Source organism: Rothia sp. HMSC065G12, assembly GCF_001811455.1.
GTDB classification, from domain to species: Bacteria; Actinomycetota; Actinomycetes; order Actinomycetales; family Micrococcaceae; genus Rothia; species Rothia dentocariosa.
The window spans coordinates 1-23435 of the sequence record NZ_KV804815.1; the positions used below are offsets into that span (position 1 = coordinate 1).

Here is a 23435-nt window from a genome sequence, read left to right on the forward strand (position 1 = left end):
TGTGGTTTTTACTCAACAACCCCAACCCGGTAGCCCGCCTTCTACGAGTAGATGCAGAAGAAAAGCTATCTTGTGATCTAGTATCTCTAGGGTATCGGTCTATGCCAACCTGTACTAGAATATAAAAGGTGCATTTAGCACCCTGAGATTATCTTCCATAATTTGTAGCGAAGATTCTGCGTTTGATCCCGCCTTCCCCTTTGAGGAGATTCATGTCTGAGACCCCCCAGTCTAAAAATAAGCAGGGTGCTATTGGTGCTTCCACTGCGAAAAACTCCCAGAAGAGCAACTACCACAGTAACGCTCAACATTCTGATGGGGCTGGGGCAAATCATAAGGATAGCGATGGAGGACGCCGAAACGACTTGAAAAACCCGAATAAATCGCATCGTTTCGGTTTTCGGAGTAAGTCACCTAGGCAGCACGCGTATAAGACAGAGTCTCAGGAGAACGTGCGATCTGTTGACGGTCGAGCGGGTTATCGTCCTGCCAAGCCAAAGGCGCCTGAGATTGACAGTGATGTAACAGGTCGTGAGTTAGACAGTACTACAAGCCGTCAACTTCGCGCGCTTGAGTCTAGGAATGCCGCTACCGTTGCAAAACATCTTGTTATGACTGGACGATATCTGGAGCTTGATCCCCAGTTTGCGCTTGAGCATGCTGTTGCTGCGTCTCGAAGCGCAGGACGTATTTCTGCGGTACGTGAGGCTGTAGGTGTCGCCGCATATGTCGCTGAAGATTACGAACTAGCATTACGTGAATTACGTACGCATCGTCGCATAAGCGGTTCTCTGGATCATCTTGCGCTCCTCGTAGACTGCGAGCGCGCTCTTAACCGTATTTCTAAAGCTCTTGACATGATAGAGGAAGCTAAACGTGAAGAGCTTCCTGCCCCGGTTCGCGTTGAACTCGCCATTGTTGAATCTGGGATATATGCAGATCAGGGCAAAAAATCGCAAGCGATATCGGCCCTTCAAATTCCGCAGCTAAACCCAAAACGGGCTTTCGAATACAGCCCTCGACTCTTCACAGCATATTCCGAGGCTCTAGATAATGCAGGACGAAGCCAGGAAGCAGAACAGTGGGCACGCCTCGCGTTCAGGGCCGAAGCCGCTTTGGGACAGGGTGAGTTCGCCGAGCCTGAGATTTTCGATATTTATGGTGAATCCGAGCTCTTTGAACCTGAGGAACCTGTGCTAGAAGACCTCGAACAACAAAGCAATACTGACGAGGGAACACAGCCAGAGAAGGAAGAGACATATAGTTCTGACAAGTCAAAGAACTTGGCGGTTGCATCTTCTGAATATGAAACGAAGCCTTCCCAAAATGAAACAGAGCAGTAGAAACTATCCGTCCCTCGCCTGAGGCTACTTGCTTTGTCTATAACCAGAAAGAATTGAACATTATGACGAGCGAACCCCTACTAGCTCAGTACGATGCCTTACTTTCAGATCTCGACGGGGTAGTATACGCTGGACCCTACGCTATTGAGGGAGCGCCAGAAGCCTTGAACCGCGCTGAAAGCAGTGGGGTTCCCGTCGTCTTTGTGACTAATAATGCCTCGCGCTCCGTAGAATCTGTAGCGGCTCACCTGCAAGATTTAGGCGTGCGCACGCAGGCGGAACGTGTTGTCAGTTCTGCCCAGGCTGGTGCGGCTTTATTGGCTCAACATGTGCCCGCCGGGTCTAAAATTCTGGTTACCGGTACTGAAGCTTTAGCAGATTGTCTGCGGGCTGTCGCGTTGGAGCCTGTATCATCACAGTCCGACAACCCTGTTGCCGTGGTTCAGGGTTTTAACCCGCAACTCAGCTGGGAAGATTTGGCAGAGGCAGCGTACACTCTCGCTGATCAGAACGTCTTATGGGTTGCCACGAACACAGACCAAACTATTCCTAAGGAACGAGGGCAAGCGCCCGGTAATGGTACTCTAGTAGCGGCGGTAGGCATCGCAGCACGCCGTACTCCGATAGTCGCAGGGAAACCTGAAGCCGCTATTTTTGAGACTGCGGCTCAATCAGTAAAAGCCTCAAAGCCCGTTATTGTAGGGGACCGCCTTGACACCGATATTCTGGGAGCCAACAAAGCTCATATGGCGGGTGCACTTGTGCTGACCGGCGTGCAGACCTATCAGGATGTTATATCGGCGGTCCCTGAACAACGTCCCACATATATTTTGCGCACTCTTGATGACTTTTTCGAACCATATCCACAGATCGAAATTCTCCATGAGGACCACGCGATTACAGCGCATGGACCATCATGGACTGCCAAGGTACAGGGAAACAATATCTATTTAACCGTCCAAGGCTCTTTCGCGCCAGATGACTTTTCCGGCAGCGATGCGGAAGCAGAAGCATGGCGCGTAGCCTGCGCTGCCTGGTGGGCGGCGCATCCGGAGCAGGCAGTGACCCCGAATATTCAAGGCCTTCCCGAGGTTTAACTTATGGGTAAGAAACAACAAAACTCTACAGAAAATGCTGATAGCCATGAGTCCCTTGAAGAAGCTGATTACCAGGAGTTTGAAACACAGCTGCAGGCTGTTTTAGCGATGGATCCTGTAGAGCGTATTCGGGCCTATGGAACCTTAGTTGATAACCTCGAAGATAATGTACGTTTCTCCCGAGAACCCGGGGAGAACTCCTAGGTGCGGCTCGATAAATTTCTTGCCGAGCATGAGCTTGTTGCATCTCGTACTTTAGCGGCAAAACTTATTGATGCCGGGTGCGTGAGTGTTAATGGGAAAATTGTGTATAAGGCATCGCAGCCTGTACATCGTGATGATGATGTACTGGTACAAGAAAGCCCTCTTACAGAATATGTGAGTCGTGCCGGGCATAAACTTGCTGGTGCCTTAGATATTTTTACGCACATAACTGTAGCCGGTCGTCGCTGTCTGGACGCAGGTGCCTCTACCGGAGGATTTACCGACGTACTTTTGCGCCGTGGGGCTTCACATATTGCAGCAGTTGACGTGGGTCACGGTCAACTTGTTGAGTCTTTGCGCATGGACCCCCGAGTTGATGCTTATGAAGGTCTTAACGTGCGTTATCTAACTCCAGAAGATATTGGGGGCTTAGTTTCCCTAGTTGTCTCGGACCTATCCTTTATCTCGTTGACGTTAGTCATAGACGCTCTTGCACAGGTGACTGAAGAAGATGGGGACTTAGTACTCATGGTGAAACCACAATTTGAAGTAGGAAAACACCAAATTGGGCGTGCAGGAGTGGTTAAAGACCCTCAAGCACATGCTTTCGCCGTGCGCAAGGTGCAAGATTCGGCTCAATCATGTGGTCTTCGCGTTATAGATACTGTGCAAAGCCCCTTACTCGGGCAGGATGGTAACGCCGAATTCTTCTTATGGTGCAAGAAGCAGAAGTAACGAAAAAACCTTCTGTCGAAATAATGTTCTAGAAAATATGTTCCAGTGTAGTGGGAAATTCGGCTATACTAAAGAAGTAGTCGTGAGATAATTCGCAAATAACGCCTGCTGTGGGGAGGATAGAACGTGTCAGTAACGGAAAATCGTAAAATTCTAGTCTTTGCGCATACTGGCCGCAAAGAAGCACGGGATGCAGCCCGCCAGGCGTGTAAACAGCTGCATCGCGCAGGTCTAGTGCCCGTGATGAACCGTTCTGATCTGGAAGCCCTGACGGAAAATTGGGACGATCCGGTGCCTGTGCAGGTGGTACATGAGAGTGTTGCGCTTATTGATATTGAGCTTGGTATGGTCCTCGGTGGTGACGGTTCTATCCTGCGTGCCGCAGAAATGGTGCGACATACAAGCATTCCGCTGATCGGCGTGAATCTGGGACACGTAGGATTCTTAGCGGAATCGGAAGAAAGTGATCTGCAAGAAACTGTAGACCGCATCGTCAAGAGCGAGTATGCGGTCGAAGAGCGTATGGCAATCGACATTGAAGTATGGCACGAGGAGAAACGTGTTCACACAGATTGGGCGCTTAATGAAGTAAGTGTTGAAAAAGGCAACCGCGAGAAGATGATTGAGGTCATCATTGAGGTAGATCGTAAGCCAATAAGCACATTTGGCTGTGATGGTGTGGTGATAGGTACGCCCACGGGATCCACCGCATACGCATTTTCAGGTGGGGGACCGGTAGTCTGGCCCGAGGTAGAGGCTATATTACTGGTGCCGCTTTCAGCACATGCCCTTTTTGCACGACCGTTAGTAGCATCTCCGTCTTCTATGGTAGCTGTTGAAATGATGGCTCATGGTGCATCCGGTGTGTTGTGGTGCGATGGACGACGTATGAATGATCTGCTGCCCGGTTCCCGCATTGAGGTGCGTAAATCTGAAAAACCAGTGCTTTTGGCACGTATCCACCCCGCCCCGTTCTCTGAACGGCTGGTTCGTAAGTTTGCTCTGCCTATTCGAGGATGGCGAGGCCCAACCTCTGAGGAGGAGCGTGAGGTGTGCGATGCCGGTGAAAAAAACAGTTCGCAAGATCCTCATTAGTTTATATCTGGTACCCACACGGAAGCCGAATGTTTGGGGTGCTCCAGCAGGAAGTCAGTCAGTGCAATAGAGCCGCACATAGCTTGCGTATGTGGCATGACTCCAGCCCCTATGCGGTAAGGACTTTAAGGTAGACGCATCGTGATTGAAGAAATCCATATTCGGGACTTGGGCGTTATTACTGATGCTCGATTACCCTTGCAGCCCGGGCTGTCGGTTCTAACAGGTGAAACTGGTGCCGGTAAAACTATGGTCGTTACGGCGCTTGGTATGCTTCTTGGGGCACGTAGTGATGCTGCAAGTGTGCGTCAAGGGGCAAAGAGCGCTTTAGCGGAAGCCATCGTGCGCCTACCTCAAGAGCATAAGGCTTTGACCCTTGCGGAGGACGTGGGCGGAACAGTTGACCCGGTAGATGAAAAAACAAGCGAACTTCTCTTAGCTCGCACCGTTAATGCTTCTGGGCGTTCTCGAGCACATGTAGGAGGATGCACTGCGCCTATCGGTAAGCTTTCAGAGATTGGGCAAACTCTTGTAGCTGTGCACGGTCAGTCGGATCAATTGCGTCTCAAGTCTGCCAGCGAGCAACGTCGTGCACTAGACCTTTATGCGGGCGAAAAGCTTTTTGACCTGTTAGAGAAGTACCAGCATACCTATGAGCGGTACCGAGTCGCAGCCGCTGAATATAAAGAGGTTCGTGAGAATTCTCGTGCACGAGCATTAGAGGCGCAAAGCTTGCAGGGGGCGCTTGAAGAAATAGACTCCGTAAACCCACAGACGGGCGAGGACGAAGCGCTTAAGAATGAAAGCATCAAACTGATGAATGTTGAGGCCCTTCGTACCGCAACCGATGTTGCAGCGGCGGCGCTGTCGGGCAGTGAATATGCGGAAGGCACAGAGGCAAATGTACTGAGTCTTCTGGATGCGGCCCATACATCTCTTCTGGGACAAGCCGGTGCCGATAGCGATATAGAGAATTTAGCTCAACGGGTCAACGAACTTTTAGTTCTGGCGACCGATGTTGCCACCGATATCTCTACCTATTCGACCTCGTTAGATTCTGAAGGGCCTGAACGCCTAGCGCAGGTACAGGAGCGTCGTGCGCAGCTGAAAAATTTGACGCGAAAATATGGTGCAGATATTGCGGAAGTCCTTGAGTGGGCCGAAGAATCTCGTGATCGCCTGACTCGCCTTGTTGATGATCCAGCGCGACAGGAATCTCTGGAACAAGAGCTCACCGACCTGCGTCAGGCTTTAGGAGAGCAGGCAGCTCAGCTTATGAAAGCGCGTCAAGAAGCCGCTTCGCGCTTGGCGGATTCTGTTAGTGAAGAACTAACCGCGCTTGCCATGCCGAATGCTTCTCTTGTTGTTGAAGTTGCCGAGGCAGATAAATTTTCAATTCATGGTCGTGACACAGTGACCTTTATGCTTGCTCCGCATCGTGAGGCAATCCCTCGTCCACTTGGGAAAGGCGCCTCTGGAGGTGAGCTTTCGCGCGTAATGCTTGCGTTGGAGGTTGTGTTGGCAGAAGTTGATCCGGTACCTACCTTTATCTTTGACGAAGTAGATTCGGGCGTTGGCGGTAAGGCTGCTATTGAGATCGGTCGCAGGCTTGCAATGCTTGCCCAGCATGTACAAGTTTTGGTGGTAACTCACCTACCACAGGTTGCGGCTTTCGCGGATCAGCATATTCTGGTCCTTAAAAATGATGACGCATCGTTATCGAAAGTACAGGTACTTTCTGACCAAGAGCGTGTTGTAGAACTCGCTCGTATGCTCGCCGGACACGATCAGTCGGAAGCAGCCCAAGAACACGCGCGGGAGCTTTTACGCGCAGGGGGTCAGCTTGAGTAAACAGGTGCTGAAAAGACAACGGTCATAGCTGATATATCTGAGGAGCATTCCAAGGATATTCGGTAGTATTGGGTCGCAGATATTTCTAGAGGCCGTTGTGGTGTAACACGGTATTCAGCGGTAGATGAAGCGTTTATTATGGCGTAAAAACTGCGCGAAATACGGGAAAGAGCTCATTAAATCTAGGGAAGAGAAACGCTCTCGTCCGTTAGTGTTCTATTGGATAGGGGAAAAGAAAATGGTAAGCTTGAATTCCGTGGTGAATGAAAATAATAACGCTCTTAACGCGTCCGCTAACGGTAAGGTAACCCGCCAAATCTTTGTTACGGGTGGTGTTGCTTCTTCTCTCGGTAAAGGTCTTTCAGCTTCTTCTCTCGGCCAGATTCTACGTTCTCGTGGTCTATCGGTCACGATGCAGAAATTTGACCCGTACCTTAACGTAGACCCCGGTACCATGAACCCTTTCCAGCACGGCGAAGTCTTTGTAACTGACGATGGTGCTGAAACAGACCTTGATATTGGGCATTACGAACGCTTTCTTGATGAGAACCTTGACCAATCCGCTAACGTTACAACCGGTCAGGTGTACTCGACCGTTATCGCAAAAGAACGTCGCGGAGAATATTTGGGCGATACCGTGCAGGTTATTCCTCATATCACTGATGAAATCAAAGCACGTATGCGTTACGCCGCCGAAATCGAAAACGCGCCCGATATCATCATCACCGAAATCGGCGGTACGGTAGGCGATATTGAATCGCTGCCCTTTATGGAAGCGGCACGCCAAGTACGCCGTGACGTTGGACGTCAGAACGTGTTTTTCCTCCATGTATCTTTGGTCCCCTTTATCGGCCCTTCCGGCGAACTCAAAACGAAGCCTACTCAGCATTCCGTTGCAGCATTACGTGGTTTGGGTATCCTGCCCGATGGCTTGATTCTGCGTTGTGAGCGTGATGTTCCGGAATCGCACCGCGCCAAAATCGGTAACGCCTGCGATGTTGATACTGCCGCCGTTATCTCATGTCCCGATGCCCCCAGCATCTACGATATTCCCAAAACCCTTCATTCCCAGAAGCTCGACGATTATATTCTGGAATACTTTGGCATGACTGCCCCCGAACCCGATTTCACGCAGTGGGATCGTTTGTTGGATGCGGTGCACCGCCCCTCCGCCGACGTTAACATTGCCCTCGTGGGTAAGTATATCGATCTTCCCGATGCATACCTCTCGGTTTCTGAGGCTCTGCGCGCCGGGGGCTTTGCGAATAATGCAAAGGTCAATATCAAATGGGTCGCTGCAGACCTATGCGCCACCGATGAAGACGCAGACCATCAGCTGCACGATATGGATGCCATTTTAGTACCCGGCGGTTTCGGTATTCGCGGTCTAGACGGCAAGATCGGCGCATTGAAATATGCTCGTGAACATAAGATTCCTACTCTGGGCATTTGCCTGGGGCTGCAGTCCATGGTGATTGAGTACGCTCGAAACGTTTTGAATCTTTCTGACGCATCCTCAACCGAGTTTGACCCGGAGACATCGGTTCCGGTCATTGCCACGATTGAAGAACAAAAGCAGTTTGTGGAAGGCGCAGGTGATTTGGGCGGAACCATGCGTTTGGGCCTGTACACAGCTAATCTGGTTCCCGGTTCACAGGTTGCTCAGGCCTATGGCGAGACCGAAGTGGCGGAACGGCATCGTCACCGGTACGAAGTTAATAACGAGTACCGTGAACAGCTTGAGAACGCGGGCTTGGTTATCTCCGGTACTTCGCCGGATTCCTCGCTCGTGGAGTACGTTGAGCTCCCCACTGATGTGCATCCTTACTATGTGGCGACTCAGGCACATCCGGAGTACCGTTCGCGTCCTACGCGGCCGCATCCGCTTTTTGCGGGGCTGGTGAAAGCAGCTCTCAAGCGTAGCGGTAAAGAGTAAGAACTTTCTTCATAAAAAGTCGCGGACTGCCAATGTAGTCCGCGACTTTGCTCTGCCAAAGGAAAATAGAAACGTCAGCGCTGTCAGCTGATAGCTCTGTCCTTAAGGTTCTGATTCTGGCGACCGTAAGTATGCAAATTAGAATAGGGATATGAACACTTCAGAGAACAAGAATCCGCATCGAATAGATTCTATGTATGCTGATGTGACCGATGCTCCCTCAACGCGAGAAATCCTAAGCCGTGAGGTGCAGTATAGCGGATATGTTCTCCAAGCAGCCGTGGAACACTATGATCTTGACGGGCACGGTACCACTTTAACGCGGGATGTTATCGACATGCCCGGTTCCGTTGCGGTTGCTGCGGTGAACAACCGGAATGAGATTCTGCTTCTGCGCCAGTATAGGCATCCCGTGCGTATGAATCTCTGGGAGGTCCCCGCAGGTCTTCTTGACATCACCGGTGAAGACCCTCTTCATGCAGCGCAGCGCGAGCTTGCGGAAGAAGCCGATCTTGGGGCTCATCGCTGGCACAGCCTGGTCGATTATTATACGACTCCGGGAGCCGCTTCGGAAGCGGGCCGTATATACCTTGCCCAAGACCTGTACGAGATTCCTGAAGCAGACCGTATAGTACGCAGGGACGAAGAAGCGGAGATTACCTACCGGTGGGTTCCACTTGAACAGGCCGTACGCCTTGTGCTCGCGGGACGACTACATAACGGTTTGGCTATTCAGGCTATTCTCGCGGCATATTGCGCGGTCGGGACTCGACAAGAGCAATTGCCCTTGCGAGATGCCGCCGATACCTGGGATTTTCACCCTTACTTGGGAGGGCGCCGTATCCGACCCGAAACTTTTAAACACGAGGAATAATTCGCTATGGTTTCTCAGCACCTGAGCGAAGGAATACATCGTATAAGTCCGCTTGAGCGGGATATTGAACAGTATCTTATTCACCTGCGAGTTGAAAAAGGCAGCAGCGAGAATACGATAGCTTCGTATTCACGTGATTTAAGGCGGTATGTAGAATTTATGGCGTCACGCGGTATCATTGATGCCCACCGAATTCGCACTGCCGATGTGCGTGCCTTTATGCGTGAACTTGCCCAACCGACACTGCCGCGTGCGGAGGAGAGCGGGGATTCGGGGCATCCCAGCAAACGTCAGGGAGAAAAACCATCTGAATCTGATACCCGAGCAGAGGAACTCGAAGATACCCTGGAGTCTTTGGCGGTTTCCCTCTACACCTCGGATCAGACAAAGGCTCCTTCAACGAGTACGCGTGATGTCACACTGCCTCTGCCGCTGGGCCCTAATTCAATTGCACGTACCATGGCTGCAGTTCGTGGCGCGCATAGTTTCTGGCATGCTTCGCGCATCCTGGAGACCGATCCTGCCGCTGTCGTGAAACCGCCTAAAAATGTGAAGCGATTGCCCAAAGCCGTATCCGTGGAGCAAATGCAAAAGCTCCTTGCCATTCCCAGCCTCAAGAATCCTACCGGCCTGCGTAATCGAGCGATACTTGAGTTCTTATATGCTACCGGTGCGCGCGTGAGCGAGATGCTGGCAACAGATCTGGACGATATACACCTGGGCGAAAAACCCCGCGATGAAAACGGGGAATCTATTGCCGTGCCTGGGTATGTGCGTCTTTTCGGCAAAGGGGGTAAAGAGCGTTTAGTACCTTTGGGATCCTATGCGCAGAGGGCGCTGGAAGACTACATTGTGCGCGCTCGCCCCAAGTTTGCTTCACACGGTAAAGGCACCGCTGCGCTTTTCCTCAACGGGCGGGGGAGCCGGCTGGGTCGACAGGGGGCATGGCTTATCCTCAAAGAAGCAGCTGAGGAGGCGGGGCTGAGCTCTGATTTTTCGCCCCACTCTATTCGACACTCGTTTGCGACGCATCTTGTACAGGGCGGCGCCGATATTCGCGTGGTTCAGGAACTATTGGGACACGCCTCGATTGCGACTACGCAGGTGTATACCAAGGTTACTCCGGAAGGGATGCTGGAGGTTTACCGGATGGCGCATCCTCGTGCACATGAGCGTACTTAGTAGGTGATTAGTAGAAGTAGACTGTGGGGAATAGCGGCGCGGAAGAACGACGACACTATGTCTGTATAGCTATGCCGACAAATATGCGTTTAAAGAGAAAATACGCCAATAAGATACTATAATTTAGCTTATTTATACGATTTACACTCTAAAGATGTAATATTTATGCTGTTTGTAACAGACATGTAAATATTCTGTTGCAATGGCATATTTTAGTCAGAAAACACCCGCGTTAATGTTGCCGTAGGTGTAGCCTGTATAACATCCTGAATCCGGAACAATAAAGTTCTGGTCGGTATAGACACACAGCACCGTGCGTCCCCGGCGCGAAAGGAAAGAATTAATGAGTACGGAATCCGCAAAGAAACCGTTCTACAAAGACCCAACCCATATGCTCTACCTCTCGGTGATTGCCGCTGTGATCCTTGGGTGTATCTTGGGAATGACCGTTCCCGATTTTGCAAAAGAGCTGCAGCCCATCGGTACTGGTTTTATCGCTCTCATCAAGATGATGATCGCCCCTGTAATTTTCTGCACGATTGTGCTGGGTGTAGGGTCTATTGCTAAGGCAGCAACCGTCGGCAAGGTCGGTGGATTGGCACTGCTGTACTTCGTACTCATGTCGACCTTTGCCTTAGGAATTGGCCTGGTTGTAGGTAATATTATCGAGCCGGGAAGCTCGCTGCACTATGACCCGGCAACAACGAAATACACGCTTCCGAATTCGTCTGAAGGACATGGCGGTGACAGCACTGTCTCGTTCCTGCTCAACATCGTGCCGACTTCTTTGCTTTCGGCATTGACGAGCGGTAATATTCTGCAAACCCTTTTCGTAGCGCTTTTGACCGGCTTTGCCCTGCAGAAGATGGGACCGGTTGGCGCTCCCATTCTCAAATTTCTGACCTATTGTCAGGCGCTCGTATTCCGTCTGCTCATGATGATTATGTGGTTAGCGCCTGCTGGTGCGCTTGGTGCGATTGCAGCTGTTGTAGGTTCTACGGGTTCCCGTGCGATCTCCTCAATGTTTATTTTGATGGTGGCATTCTATATCACTTGTATTCTCTTTGTCGTAATCGTTCTGGGCACTATTCTCAAGCTCGTAACCGGTGTGAATATCTTTACCCTGTTGAAATATCTGGCGCGCGAATATCTCCTCATCTTCTCAACATCCTCGTCTGAGGCGGCGCTGCCGCGTCTTATCGCCAAAATGGAACACTTAGGTGTTTCGAAGCCTGTCGTAGGCGTTGTGGTTCCTACGGGGTATTCCTTTAACCTGGATGGCACCGCAATTTACCTGACGATGAGCGCCCTTTTTGTCGCGGAGGCTATGGGGACTCCACTTGCATTAGGCGAGCAGATTTCTCTGCTGGTCTTCATGATCATTGCTTCGAAAGGAGCTGCCGGTGTTTCGGGCGCAGGGTTGGCGACCCTGGCAGGCGGTTTGCAGTCACACCGCCCCGACCTTGTTAATGGTGTGGGCTTGATCGTGGGAATCGATCGCTTCATGTCTGAAGCACGTGCGGTCACTAACTTCACAGGCAACGCAGTGGCGACGTTACTCATGGGGAAGATTGTTAAAGAGGTAGATATGGATCGTGTTCATGCGGTGCTGAAAGGGGAGATCCCCTTTGACGAATCCACCATGGGCGGCGAACTACACGGTGACCAATACGTGGATAATGCGGTAAGTCAAAAATCTCCCACCAAACAGATGTCCGTTGTGACTGAACCAAAGATTAAAAATACTGTAACGCTACCGGAAGATCAATAAGTTAAAAAGTATGCGGGGAGGTGTATCTGTTTCTAGGAGGAAAGCGCCTTCCCGCATATTGCAAGGTCTGATTTAGCATGAGAATTACATAATGCTGTGGCTTATGGTGAGCGGGGCCTCTAGAATTCCCGAATTATTTGTTTTATAGACCTGAACAGAGCGCGATGTAACATAATTCGTACGTAAAGCGAACTCACAAACCTGCTGAGCGGGCGTGTGTGGGGTAACCTTATACATGAAGAGAAAATTCGTTGACGAAGGTGAAGATAAGTTGACCGAAGCACCGGCACAAGAACTCGGACCAACCGGCCGACCCCTACGTGAATATCCCGATCCTGCGCCTATAAGCCAACATGGTCCCGCCCGCATCATCTCAATGGTGAATCAGAAGGGTGGCGTAGGAAAGACGACCTCAACCATAAACCTTGGTGCTGCACTTGCGGAGTGTGGTCGTAAAGTGCTCCTTGTAGACTTTGACCCTCAGGGTGCCCTATCCGCTGGTTTCGGTACAAATCCGCATGAGCTTGAGCTGACCGTGTACAACGTGATGATGGATCGTAAGGTCGATATTAACGACGTTATTCTACCGACCGATATCGAGAACATCGACCTTCTTCCCGCAAACATCGACCTTTCTGCGGCTGAAGTTCAGCTAGTAAACGAAGTTGCTCGCGAGCAGGTACTCGCCTCAGCCCTACGTAAGGTACAGAATGAGTACGATGTTATTCTGATTGACTGTCAGCCCTCGCTCGGCCTGCTAACCGTAAACGCATTGACAGCATCGCATGGCGTTATCATTCCGCTTATATGTGAATTCTTTGCCCTGCGAGCTGTGGCGCTTCTCGTGGACTCTATCGAGAAAGTGCAGGATCGCCTGAACCCGGATCTAGAAATTACCGGCGTTCTTGCGACCATGTTTGACGCCCGCACCATCCATTCTAAAGAAGTGCTTGCACGTATTATTGACGCCTTCGGAGATAAAGTCTTTGACACCGTGATTAAGCGAACCGTTAAATTCCCGGATGCTACAGTATCGGCAGAGCCTATCCTCTCATATGCCAGCAACCACACCGGGGCTCAAGCTTACCGGCAGGTAGCCCGTGAACTTATTTACAAGGGTGGAGCCCGATAAGATCCTGGATCCCATGTGCCTTGACACCACCTATAAACCTTGAAGGTATGGTGTCAAGGCACGTATAATATGGGCGGTACATCCTGTATCTTTCATGATCTCGCAGGTTATCCTGCAATCCCCAGTAAAGGAAATCGGTCACCTATGACCAAAAATGTCGCTGCCGTGAGGGTACCGACACCGCATGAGACGCCTGATGCCTCCAATTCGGTGAACGGTGCCGGATTCACGCTTAATTTACCGAATTTTGAGGGCCCATTCGACCTTCTCCTAACACTGATCACACGTCGTAAGCTCGATATTACAGACATTGCGCTTGCTGAAGTAACCGACGAGTTCCTGGAGTATCTGCATGCCCTATATTCACAGGGCACCGAACGCGCATTAGATGAGGCAAGCGATTTTTTGGTAACGGCCGCGACTCTGCTAGAGCTTAAAGCCGCCCGGCTACTCCCGCAGAATCATGAGCCATTGGATCAGGATGTGGCTCTTCTAGAAGCGCGTGATTTGCTTTTTGCCCGGTTGCTTCAGTACCGCGCCTACCGTGAGGTAGCCGCTATTTTCGCTGATCGTTGGCGCGAAGAGACCCAGCGCTTTCCGCGGACCGTGGCGCTTGAACCTGTATTTGTGAAGGCCCTTCCAGAGCTTGTTTTCAAAGGGGGAGTGGAGGAATTTGCGCGTATTGCAGCGCAAGCATTTGCCCCGAAACCTTCGACTAATCTAGAACCGAACCCGGCTGATGTTGCTGAGGAACTGAATGAGCATCTTCACGGCGCCTCAACAACGATTGCACACGAAGAACAATATATTCTGGATGCGCTTCTTACGTGTAAACCGACGGTATCATCGGTAACATTTTCGGCACTGGTGCATGATGCTCAGGGACTTGACATCGCAGTTGTGCGTTTCTTGGCGCTCTTAGAACTGTATAAAGAGGGTGCGGTAGACGTACATCAGGATGCGCCGCTTGCCGAGATTTCGGTACGTGCTACCGAATATGCGCGTGCTTTTGTTCCTGCTGAACCGGCAGTTTCAGCACATGATACAAGGCAGGGCTACAGCCCAGAACATCGCGATAGCCCGGATGATCTTACCTTTTCAGAGAACGTTAAAAACGCAGGGGAGGAGACCGCATGAGCGAAGAATCCTTCGACTCTGCTGGTAAGACAGCCGCGCAGCAGCAGGGGAGCCGATTTGAGGATGAATTCACCGAGAATGATTTAGCGATGGTGAACCTAGGCTACTGGGACCCTAGTGCCGATACTGAGACAGACAGTGAATCCGGAGAAGAATCTGATCGCGAAAATGCCTCGGTACCCGAGCAGACTTCTACTGACCAGGAACACAAAGCCGAGACTGAGCGCGATTCTGATAAAAATATAACGTCTTCGGATGCTCGGCATCCCGCGAAGGTAACCCGAGCGGTTGCCGCTGATGCAGAGGAATTCTCGCGCGTTGAGCTTATTCCTGGGGGCGTGAAAAGCGCTATTGAAGCTATTCTTGCTGTCGCTGATACTCCTGTAAGCGTGCGCGAACTCTCTGCCGCCCTGATTGTCAATGAACGCAGTATTGAGCATGCTCTTGACGAGCTTTATCGTGAATATAACGGTGACGATTCGGAATATGGTGAAGACACTCCAGCCCACGAGCCGCGTGGTTTTGAGCTTCGCCAAGTTGCCGGTGGCTGGCGGTTGTATTCTCGCACCGATTTTGCTCCCTGGGTAGCGAGGTTTGTGACCCGTTCACAGAGCGCTACCCTGAGCAAAAGCGCATATGAAACCCTGGCAGTTATCGCTTACCGGCAGCCGGTTACGCGTGCCGCAATAGCCGCAGTCCGAGGAACAAACGCAGATGCATCGGTACGTCAGCTGCTACAGCGCCAGCTCGTGCGCGCGGCCGGTAAAGAGGAGGGAACCGGCGCGGTTCTTTACGAGACTACGGAACTTTTCTTGACAAAATTAGGTCTCAACTCTCTGGAAGAGCTTCCCGCGCTTGCGCCTCTTTTACCTGATGAAACCGAGGCAGCAGTGCTCTCTGACAGCCCCTCTGAACACGGTAATCGTAACTAACCTATCCGCCCGCGGACTAAATCTAGGAAGCGGCGGGCACCAAAATCTTGTGAAAACTTCAGGCGAACGACATAAGGAATAAGACTATGACATATGGAAACTCTCGCGGTAAAAACCCCGGGTCGCGGAAACCTCGACCTGGCGTGAAACGTAATGGCGTGGGCGCTAGATCCTCAACCCGAGGCGGTAAATTTAGCGGCAAAACTTCATCAGGCGGCGGAAAGCCTAAAGCCGGTACATCAGGGTCTCCACGCGCCGCGCGTAGCCACGGTGCGGGTGCTTCCAAGCGGGATAGGCGGGCGCCGCATCGCCCCTATCGTTCCGGTGAAGCTTTCCCACATGAGCGCGGTGAATACAGGGTAAATAACTACTCTGGGCCACATCGCCCACGCCGTCCCCGTAATGCGCCTGTGGATCATTTTGATTTCTATGATCACGACGGTGTACGCCTGCAAAAATTGATGGCGCAGGCAGGTGTTGCATCGCGTCGTGTATGTGAAGAGATGATCACGGAAGGACGAGTGACCGTTAACGGTGAGGTCGTGACCGAGCTGGGGGTGCGTGTTAATCCTGCCGATGTGATTGTGCAGGTTGATGGTATGACCGTGCAGACTAACGAGAAGCTCATCTACATGGCGTTCAATAAACCTGCTGGCGTCGTTTCCACGATGGAAGACCCCGATGGCCGCCCCTGCATTAAAGATTTTCTACGTGACTCTATGAATGAGCGTGTTTTCCATGTGGGACGATTAGACGTGGAAACCGAGGGTCTGCTGCTTCTTACTAACGACGGCGAGCTCGCAAACCGTTTAACACATCCTTCGTATGAGGTACCCAAAACGTATCTGGTGCAGGTGCGCGGTCCAGTAGAATCAGGTATTGGCGCTGAGCTAAAGAAAGGTATTCGCCTTGAAGACGGCGTATCGAGGGTGGACTCTTTTAAACTTGTGGATTCGGCGCCCGGCCATGTGCTGATTGAAGTGACCATTCACTCGGGCAAGAATCGTATTGTGCGCCGCCTCTTTGAAGCCGTGGGGTACCCTGTGGAGAAACTTGTTCGTGTGCAGATGGGCCCCATTCGTATCGGATCGCAGAAGCAGGGGACTGTTCGTAATCTTTCTAAAGTCGAAATTGGGCATCTGCTTGCTTCGGTGGAGATGTAATGACAGAAACAACTATGACCCCCATGCTGGAAGGACCGGTCCTCGTGGTAGGGGCTGGCCTATTGGGCGCATCTATCGGGCTAGGTTTGCGTGCTGCGGGGCTTGAAGTTTATCTGCAGGATATTTCGCCCACCGTTGAAGCCGTCGCCGAAGATATTGGGGCAGGAACCCGGCTCGATACCCTTGAGCCCGATGAGCGTGAGTCTTTCGCCCCGCAGCTGGTAGTTGTGGCTTCTCCGCCGGATATAGCCGGAAAGCTTTGCATACAGGCATTGCGGGAGTATGCGCCTAGCCCCGGATATGCGGGCGCTACCGTGACCGACATTGCCTCCGTTAAAGTACAGCCTTTAGAGCAGGTACTCGCCTCTGATGCTGATGCTTCACGATACGTTGGTTCGCACCCGATGGCTGGGCGTGAAAAGACCGGCCCGGTTGCGGCGCGTGGGGAGCTTTTTCAGGCGCGTCCCTGGATTATCTGCGAACATGACGATGCACGTATCGAGTGCGTGCGATTAGTGCGCGCCCTTGCGGTAGAGCTTGGCTCTTTCGTGACGACTCTTAGCGCTGAAGAACACGACGAAACGGTTGCGTTGATTTCACATCTGCCGCAGGCTATGAGTTCCCTGCTAGCGACTCGGCTGCAGGAAACTCCCTTATATGCGCTTGGTTTAGCGGGGCAAGGGCTTCGCGATACGGTCCGCATCGCTGCTTCCGACCCCGCACTCTGGGTGCAGATTTTTGCGGCGAACGCAGCGCCTATCGTGAAGAGCCTCTATGGTGTGCGAGAAGATTTAAACCGTCTGATTGAAACATTGGAAGATCCTTCGGCATCGGGCGCCAGGCTTGATCTTGCGCAGCTGATGAGCGAAGGCAACGCCGGTGTGGCGCGCATCCCCGGTAAACACGGCGGAGTTCCGACGGCTTTTGCGACCCTCACCGTTTTGGTTGATGATGAGCCCGGAACTTTGGCCCGGATGCTGGCAGATATTGGTGACTTAGGGGTTAACCTTGAAGATTTGCGGCTGGAGCACTCCACGGGCGCGCCCGTCGGCATGGCTGAGGTCTCGGTAAACCCGGCAAAACACGACTATTTGGTAGACGGGCTCACGGAACGAGGCTGGAAAGTCGTAAAATAGCTGGCGTTCTTCAGCAGTTACCCCCCCCCGTAAGCCTGGATATTCAAGATTATTTTGACACTCAACATGCGGGACCCCTCGCAGACAGAAAGTAATGTTATGCATGAGAACCCTAAACTTACGATCGCGATCGATGGACCGTCAGGTTCTGGAAAATCATCGGTCTCAAAAGAAGTCGCACGCCATTTTGGGTTAGCGTATCTAGACACAGGCGCTATGTATCGTGCCGCAACCTATCGTGTACTTCAACTCGATATTGATCTTGCTGACCAAGACGCTATCGGGAAAGCTGTGCGAGAGATGCCGCTCGTCTTCGGAACCAATATCAATGAAGAAGAAATTTTGATGGGCACCACCGATATTCGCGAGGAAATCCGCACTGAACGAATTTCTGGTGCGGTCTCTGCCGTAGCTTCTGTGCCTGCCGTTCGTGAATACCTCATCGAGCTACAACGCTGGACGATCAACCACGCGGTCAACGGTATTGTGGCGGAGGGGCGAGATATTACAACCGTGGTGGCACCGGATGCGGATGCACGCATACTGCTAACCGCATCGGAAGAGGTGCGCATGGCACGCCGTGGACTAGAGAACACCGAAAAATCAGGGGAGTCCGGCGACCTTACGCAGCAGATCTCTGAACGCGATACCCAAGATTCTAAAGTGAATAATTTTATGGAAGCCGCTCCCGGTGTAGCCCTGGTAGACAGCTCGGATTTGGATTTTAACGAGACCGTATCAGCAGTTATTAATGCTGTTAATGCGCAGGTGAAGGCAAAACGACAGGCATCACGGGATGCCTCTGCAGGGACCGAGACCGCATAAAATACTTGAAAGACAGCGAACATACTAGTGAGAAATTAAAGCTGCTAGGACAAGCCTTAAGCTGGCGTTCGCGCAGAAGAAAGGACGGCGCATGGCTGAGAACGACGCTACCCGCGATGACTACGAAGACAAATACCTAGGCGGCGGAGAAGATGACCTCACCGAACGTTTAGCCGATATTGACGACGAAACCGCAGAAGCGCGTGCGCAGGCTCTTCTGGAAGGACTCGACGACTATGACCTTGATGAAGAAGACCGTGCCCTTCTTGGTGCTTGGGGCTTCGACTTTGACGAAGAAAACGAACAATTCGCCGATCCTGTAGTAGCTATCGTGGGGCGCCCCAACGTGGGAAAATCCACCATTATTAACCGCATTCTGGGGCGTCGGGAAGCCGTGGTAGAAGATAAGCCGGGCGTGACTCGCGACCGCGTCTCCTATAAAGCCGAATGGGTTGGCAAACGCTTTACCCTCGTCGATACCGGCGGCTGGGAGTCCGATGCTCGTGGTATTGACGCGCAGGTAGCGGATCAGGCAGAGATTGCGGTTGAGCAGGCCGATGTTGTCATCCTCGTTGTGGACGCACGCGTGGGAATTACCGCCTCAGACGAACAGATCGTGCGTATGCTTCGCCGTGTCAAGAAGCCTATCATTCTGATGGCAAATAAGATCGATGATTCCCACCTGGAACCGGAAATCTACAGCCTGTGGTCGCTGGGTATGGGACAGCCCTTCCCTGTTTCGGGTTTGCACGGTCGTGGCCTGGCGGATGCCCTCGACGAGCTTCTAGAGGTTATGCCCGAGCACTCCCAGTATGCGCAGCCGGAGGCACCGGGCGGACCGCGCCGTGTGGCACTTATCGGTCGCCCCAATGTGGGCAAATCCTCGCTGCTGAACAAACTAGCGGGTTCCGAACGTGCCGTCGTGAACGATCTCGCGGGTACTACACGCGACCCTATTGATGAGGTTATTGAGTTGGGCGGCTACCCGTGGCGATTCATCGATACGGCGGGCATTCGCCGTCGCCAGCATATGGCGAAAGGCGCCGAATTTTATTCCTCACTTCGCACTCAGACAGCCCTGGAACGCTCCGAAGTAGCAGTCGTACTTCTGGATGTTTCTGAACCGCTGAGCGAGCAGGATGTGCGCATCATTCAGACCACGATCGACTCCGGTCGCGCCATGGTGCTGGCTTTCAACAAATGGGATACCCTCGATGAGGAACGCCGCGATATGCTCGAACGCGAAATTGACCGCGACCTGGCACATGTGAAATGGGCTCCGCGCGTGAATATCTCGGCAAAAACCGGCTGGCATAAAGATAAGCTGGTTCCCGCCCTGGAACGCTCGCTGGAATCCTGGGATTCGCGTATTCCAACCGGGCGACTGAACGCTTTCTTAGGCGAATTGGCGGCGGCGCATCCCCATCCGCTGCGTGGTGGTAAGCAGCCGCGCATTCTGTTCGGTACACAGGTGTCTTCACGCCCGCCGAAGTTTGTGCTCTTTACAACCGGGTTCTTAGACCCGGGATATCGGCGTTTTATCACGCGTCGCCTGCGTGAAACCTTTGAGTTCACAGGTACGCCGATCGAAATTTCGATGCGCGTACGCGAACGTCGCTCCCTCGGGGATCGTCAGGGAGGCAAAGCGAAAAAGGGTGGCAAAGGCTCACGCAAACGCTAACGTGCTACCCAAACGTGAACGAGCATAACTACCCCACCCTTTATATCTTTGGTGGGGTGCTTATGCTTCCCTTGGCTAATTCGTCGCGCTCATCTAAAAAGGTACGTTTGCGAGTAACTGGGCGCGTTGTTCAGCTGTCATTTTGTCTACCCGCGCATAAGGAAGCCAGCGGAAATTTTTGATCCCGGTCTTCCGGAAAATACTCTGTTTGAAAATTCTGACGGCGGGCGCTCGCATGATGTATTTGTATATGGGCAAGGGCATACCGAGCGGGGTTACAAGAACGATTTCGGTATCGTGATTCAGCGTAGTAACAAGCCGGTATTCGCTGGGCTGTGTGTACAGCAGATCTTTGGCGTAGACTTTATCGATAAAGCCCTTGGTCATAGCGGGCATAGAATCCCACCAGATAGGGAAGATAAAGATCAAGCGATCTGCGGATTTTACACGCGCCTGATAGTCCGCTATCTGGTTAGTGATGGGATTACCACGACGCCAGTTAGCAAGATCTTCTGCTCGCATGACCGGGTCGAAACCATCGGCATGTAGATCAAGAAGATCGACCTCGTCGCCGCGTGCCTCAAGTTTATCGGTTATATTCTTGCACAGGGCAGCGCAAAAAGACCGCTGATGGGGGATATTACGCCAAGCCTCGGCAGTGTAGGGATGATCGAAAATAATGAGGTTTTTCATGATGCCCTCTCTAAAAGTCTGTAGCGTCTGTGAAGAGTCAGTGTGTTTTAACACTGTCATCGCAGTAGCCCATATGCAAGCAGGGCTTTGGCAGGAATCCAAGCATTCTGAAGAGACGCTATGTTCTCAAAGTTCCCTTAGTCGTCTGCGTGGAATATATATTGAGCGGCAGCGAAAAATCCAGTATTTTCGCGTTTTCTAAGTTGCACGGGGTGAGAACCTGGGGTATAGTTATTCGAGTGTTCGCAGGGATTTCCTGGAAACACGGTACATAATAGTGTGATGTACATCGGGTTGTGGCGCAGCTTGGTAGCGCACTTGACTGGGGGTCAAGGGGTCGCAGGTTCAAATCCTGTCAACCCGACGTAGAAGACGCTCTAATCGGTAAAACTATCGATTGGAGCGTTTTTATATTGGATTTATCGTATATCGCTGTTTTCTGTCTACAACGCCGTTTTTTGTTAAGCTCTGCCGTGGTACGGGTAATCCCCGTCTTGGTTATTGAGCTGCTACTCTCGTATTTTTTTACCGCATCTGAACATTCTTTAGATCTGTGAGGGCGATGTCGCTGCAAGCTCCTCCTTGGATAGATTATTTCGCGAATCAATATCGTTTTTTGTCTCGATTCGTATGCTTTGCATATTATGGCTTTCACTAGGCAAGAATACGCTTTAGGTGAAAGTACAACTATGATGTTCCTGTCTTTGAGTGGGAATACTTGCGAATTATTCTGTCGATAGTGGTATATTTTGGAGTGGATGAGGTGTCTACAGCTGGTCTGCCAAGGTAAATTCCTTGACACTACAAAGAGGTATTGGTAGCGCAGTGTGGAAGCAACATCCGCACACACTGGCTTTCATAGCCAAAAACCACAGAATCGCAACCGTGGATCTTGGGTAAAAGTTCATGAACCCACGTTAATCCACATTAGCGGTACGCAGTGACCACTAAGAACCGCGTATGTCGCGGAAAGGAAAAACCATGTGGCAGCAGGTATATGACCCGCTCAATTCCACTATGCTCTCAGCACTAGTAGCGGTAATCCCCATTGTCTTCTTCCTCCTTGGACTAACCATTCTCAAACTCAGCGGTATCAAAGCGGCGATTATTTCTCTCGCACTCGCACTCGGTATCGGAATCTTCGTATTTGGGCTGCCAGTAGGCGCTGGAGCGGGCTCAATCCTTTATGGTTTCTTGGCTGGTCTATGGCCTATCGGCTGGATCGTGCTCATGGCGGTGTGGCTATACCGCATTACAGTGCGTTCCGGTCACTTCGACATTGTTCGCTCCTCTATCTCGGCCATCTCCACTGACCAGCGTATCCAGATGCTGCTGATCGCATTCTGTTTCGGTGGATTTCTCGAAGGCGCGGCAGGGTTCGGTATTCCGATCGCAATTTGTGCGGCTTTGCTGGTCAGCCTCGGGTTTAACCCGCTCAAGGCCGCAATGTTCGCGCTGGTTGCTAACGTTTCATCCGGTGCATACGGTGCTATCGGTATTCCGGTCAGCACCGGCGCCGAGAAAGGCAGTATTCCTCTGGCCGAATTATCGGCAAATATGGTTCCTGTGTTGCAGATTTTTGCGATGCTTATCCCAGTGCTCATGGTCGTTATCCAAGACGGGATACGCGGGTTACGCGAAACCGGCTTGGTGGCTCTGATCGTTGGTGCCGTTTACTCTGGCGGACAATCCCTGCTGCTACTGACCTTGGGAAACCCTGAGCTGGTTGATATTATTCCGCCGCTTCTATCATTGATCGTTTTGGCTCTCATCATGCGCGCATGGCAACCCAAGCATATTTTCCGTGAGCCTACTGCTCCCTCCCTGGAGGAAGTGCAAGCACAAGGCGAGACCAAGCATACCTCCGGTGAAATATTCAAGGCTTGGAGCCCATTCATCTACCTGTCCGTCGCAATTCTGCTCTGGTCTACGGTCCTAAAACCGGTATTCGCTAAAGCAGCTAAAGCAGGGGAGAGCGATGGTCCCCTAGGTTTCACTAATATCCTTGTCAATGTTCCTGGTATTCATGGGGCGATCGAGCAGGTGGCTCCTATCGCTAAAAACCCGACCCCTGTGAAAGCCGTCTTCACCTGGAATATTCTGGGAGCCTCGGGTACCGCGATCCTTGTGGCTGTTATTATTACCGTGCTGTTCTCCTCCATCAGCTGGAAGGCCGCTTTCGAAGAGCTGGGCGGTGCTTGGAAACAGCTGCAGACGCCCATCATTATGATTTGCCTCGTGATGTCAGTTGCTAACGTGATGAACTATGCAGGTATGATCTCTTCCATCGCACTGGCCGTTGCGACGGTGGGTACATTCTTCCCGCTCTTCTCGCCGATTATCGGCTGGATCGGCGTTTTTGTGACCGGGTCTGTGGTTAACAACAATATTCTCTTCGCGGGTCTGCAATCGACCACCGCGCACCAGATTGGCGTGAACCCCACCCTGCTGGTGGCATCAAATACCGCAGGCGGCGTGATGGCGAAGATCGTTTCGCCGCAGTCTATAGCTATTGCGGCCGCTGCTGTGGAAAGCTCCGGGCAGGAGTCGAAGATCACCTCAATGGCGATCAAGTACAGCGCCATTTTGTTGGGGCTGACCTGCGTGTGGGTATACCTGCTGTCGCTCGTCGTCCACTAGCACATACC

The 23435-nt window shown here is 51.9% G+C and carries 19 protein-coding genes and 1 tRNA gene; 19 read left to right on the forward strand and 1 reads right to left on the reverse strand.

Translation table 11 applies throughout. The features are described 5' to 3' along the window. Positions 1-212 precede the first annotated feature (212 nt). The 17 genes from HMPREF2804_RS05320 to der all read left to right on the forward strand — a co-directional run bounded on the left by HMPREF2804_RS05320 (position 213) and on the right by der (position 20094). Entirely contained in the window at positions 213-1343 is a 1131-nt protein-coding gene (locus HMPREF2804_RS05320; protein WP_070449439.1) for a tetratricopeptide repeat protein, read from the forward strand. Between the two features lie 62 nt (positions 1344-1405). After that, positions 1406-2440 carry an HAD-IIA family hydrolase gene (locus HMPREF2804_RS05325; protein ID WP_070449441.1) on the forward strand — a complete coding sequence of 345 codons (1035 nt, stop codon included), beginning with the start codon at positions 1406-1408 and terminating at the stop codon, positions 2438-2440. A gap of 3 nt (positions 2441-2443) precedes the next feature. After that, positions 2444-2644, forward strand: coding sequence for a hypothetical protein (locus HMPREF2804_RS05330; protein ID WP_004004338.1), 201 nt, complete (start codon positions 2444-2446; stop codon positions 2642-2644). Further along, positions 2645-3379: a TlyA family RNA methyltransferase gene (locus HMPREF2804_RS05335; protein WP_070449443.1), complete on the forward strand. Its 735-nt coding sequence runs from the start codon at positions 2645-2647 to the stop codon at positions 3377-3379. A 126-nt stretch (positions 3380-3505) separates the two neighbouring features. Continuing rightward, a complete protein-coding gene (locus HMPREF2804_RS05340) occupies positions 3506-4474 on the forward strand; it encodes an NAD kinase (protein WP_070627628.1) in 969 nt (322 codons plus the stop codon). Between the two features lie 141 nt (positions 4475-4615). Further along, a complete protein-coding gene (gene recN / locus HMPREF2804_RS05345) occupies positions 4616-6325 on the forward strand; it encodes a DNA repair protein RecN (RefSeq protein WP_070627630.1) in 1710 nt (569 codons plus the stop codon). A 238-nt stretch (positions 6326-6563) separates the two neighbouring features. Next, on the forward strand, positions 6564-8261 hold the full coding sequence (locus HMPREF2804_RS05350) for a CTP synthase (protein WP_070627632.1): 1698 nt from the start codon (positions 6564-6566) through the stop codon (positions 8259-8261). Positions 8262-8412: 151 nt separating this feature from the next. Beyond that, positions 8413-9135 carry an NUDIX domain-containing protein gene (locus HMPREF2804_RS05355; RefSeq protein WP_083308356.1) on the forward strand — a complete coding sequence of 241 codons (723 nt, stop codon included), beginning with the start codon at positions 8413-8415 and terminating at the stop codon, positions 9133-9135. Between the two features lie 6 nt (positions 9136-9141). Then, entirely contained in the window at positions 9142-10317 is a 1176-nt protein-coding gene (locus HMPREF2804_RS05360; RefSeq protein WP_070627634.1) for a site-specific tyrosine recombinase XerD, read from the forward strand. A gap of 343 nt (positions 10318-10660) precedes the next feature. Further along, positions 10661-12088, forward strand: coding sequence for a cation:dicarboxylate symporter family transporter (locus HMPREF2804_RS05365; protein WP_070627636.1), 1428 nt, complete (start codon positions 10661-10663; stop codon positions 12086-12088). Positions 12089-12359: 271 nt separating this feature from the next. Further along, complete coding sequence (locus tag HMPREF2804_RS05370; RefSeq protein ID WP_037231464.1) at positions 12360-13220, forward strand: ParA family protein; 861 nt, start codon at positions 12360-12362, stop codon at positions 13218-13220. A gap of 144 nt (positions 13221-13364) precedes the next feature. Next, positions 13365-14357, forward strand: a complete 993-nt coding sequence (locus tag HMPREF2804_RS05375; RefSeq protein ID WP_070627638.1) for a segregation and condensation protein A — start codon at positions 13365-13367, stop codon at positions 14355-14357. After that, entirely contained in the window at positions 14354-15289 is a 936-nt protein-coding gene (gene scpB, locus HMPREF2804_RS11180; RefSeq protein ID WP_083308357.1) for an SMC-Scp complex subunit ScpB, read from the forward strand. The genes HMPREF2804_RS05375 and scpB overlap by 4 nt, the downstream gene beginning before the upstream one ends. 86 nt (positions 15290-15375) lie before the next feature. Beyond that, positions 15376-16452 (forward strand): pseudouridine synthase, encoded by a 1077-nt coding sequence (locus HMPREF2804_RS05385; protein ID WP_070627640.1) that lies wholly within the window; start codon positions 15376-15378, stop codon positions 16450-16452. Continuing rightward, positions 16452-17588 (forward strand): prephenate dehydrogenase, encoded by a 1137-nt coding sequence (locus HMPREF2804_RS05390; protein WP_048752008.1) that lies wholly within the window; start codon positions 16452-16454, stop codon positions 17586-17588. Before HMPREF2804_RS05385 ends, HMPREF2804_RS05390 begins: the two co-directional genes overlap by 1 nt. A gap of 99 nt (positions 17589-17687) precedes the next feature. After that, positions 17688-18413, forward strand: a complete 726-nt coding sequence (gene cmk / locus HMPREF2804_RS05395; RefSeq protein WP_070627642.1) for a (d)CMP kinase — start codon at positions 17688-17690, stop codon at positions 18411-18413. A 91-nt stretch (positions 18414-18504) separates the two neighbouring features. After that, entirely contained in the window at positions 18505-20094 is a 1590-nt protein-coding gene (gene der / locus HMPREF2804_RS05400; protein ID WP_070627644.1) for a ribosome biogenesis GTPase Der, read from the forward strand. 93 nt (positions 20095-20187) lie between these two features. Here the strand turns inward: der and HMPREF2804_RS05405 are convergent, their stop codons facing one another. After that, entirely contained in the window at positions 20188-20787 is a 600-nt protein-coding gene (locus HMPREF2804_RS05405; RefSeq protein WP_041321726.1) for an NAD(P)H-dependent oxidoreductase, read from the reverse strand. Between the two features lie 290 nt (positions 20788-21077). Here HMPREF2804_RS05405 and HMPREF2804_RS05410 point away from each other — a divergent pair. Next, positions 21078-21151: transfer RNA gene (locus HMPREF2804_RS05410), tRNA-Pro, on the forward strand. 617 nt (positions 21152-21768) lie between these two features. Beyond that, positions 21769-23427, forward strand: coding sequence for an L-lactate permease (locus HMPREF2804_RS05415; protein WP_070627646.1), 1659 nt, complete (start codon positions 21769-21771; stop codon positions 23425-23427). Positions 23428-23435 lie beyond the last annotated feature (8 nt).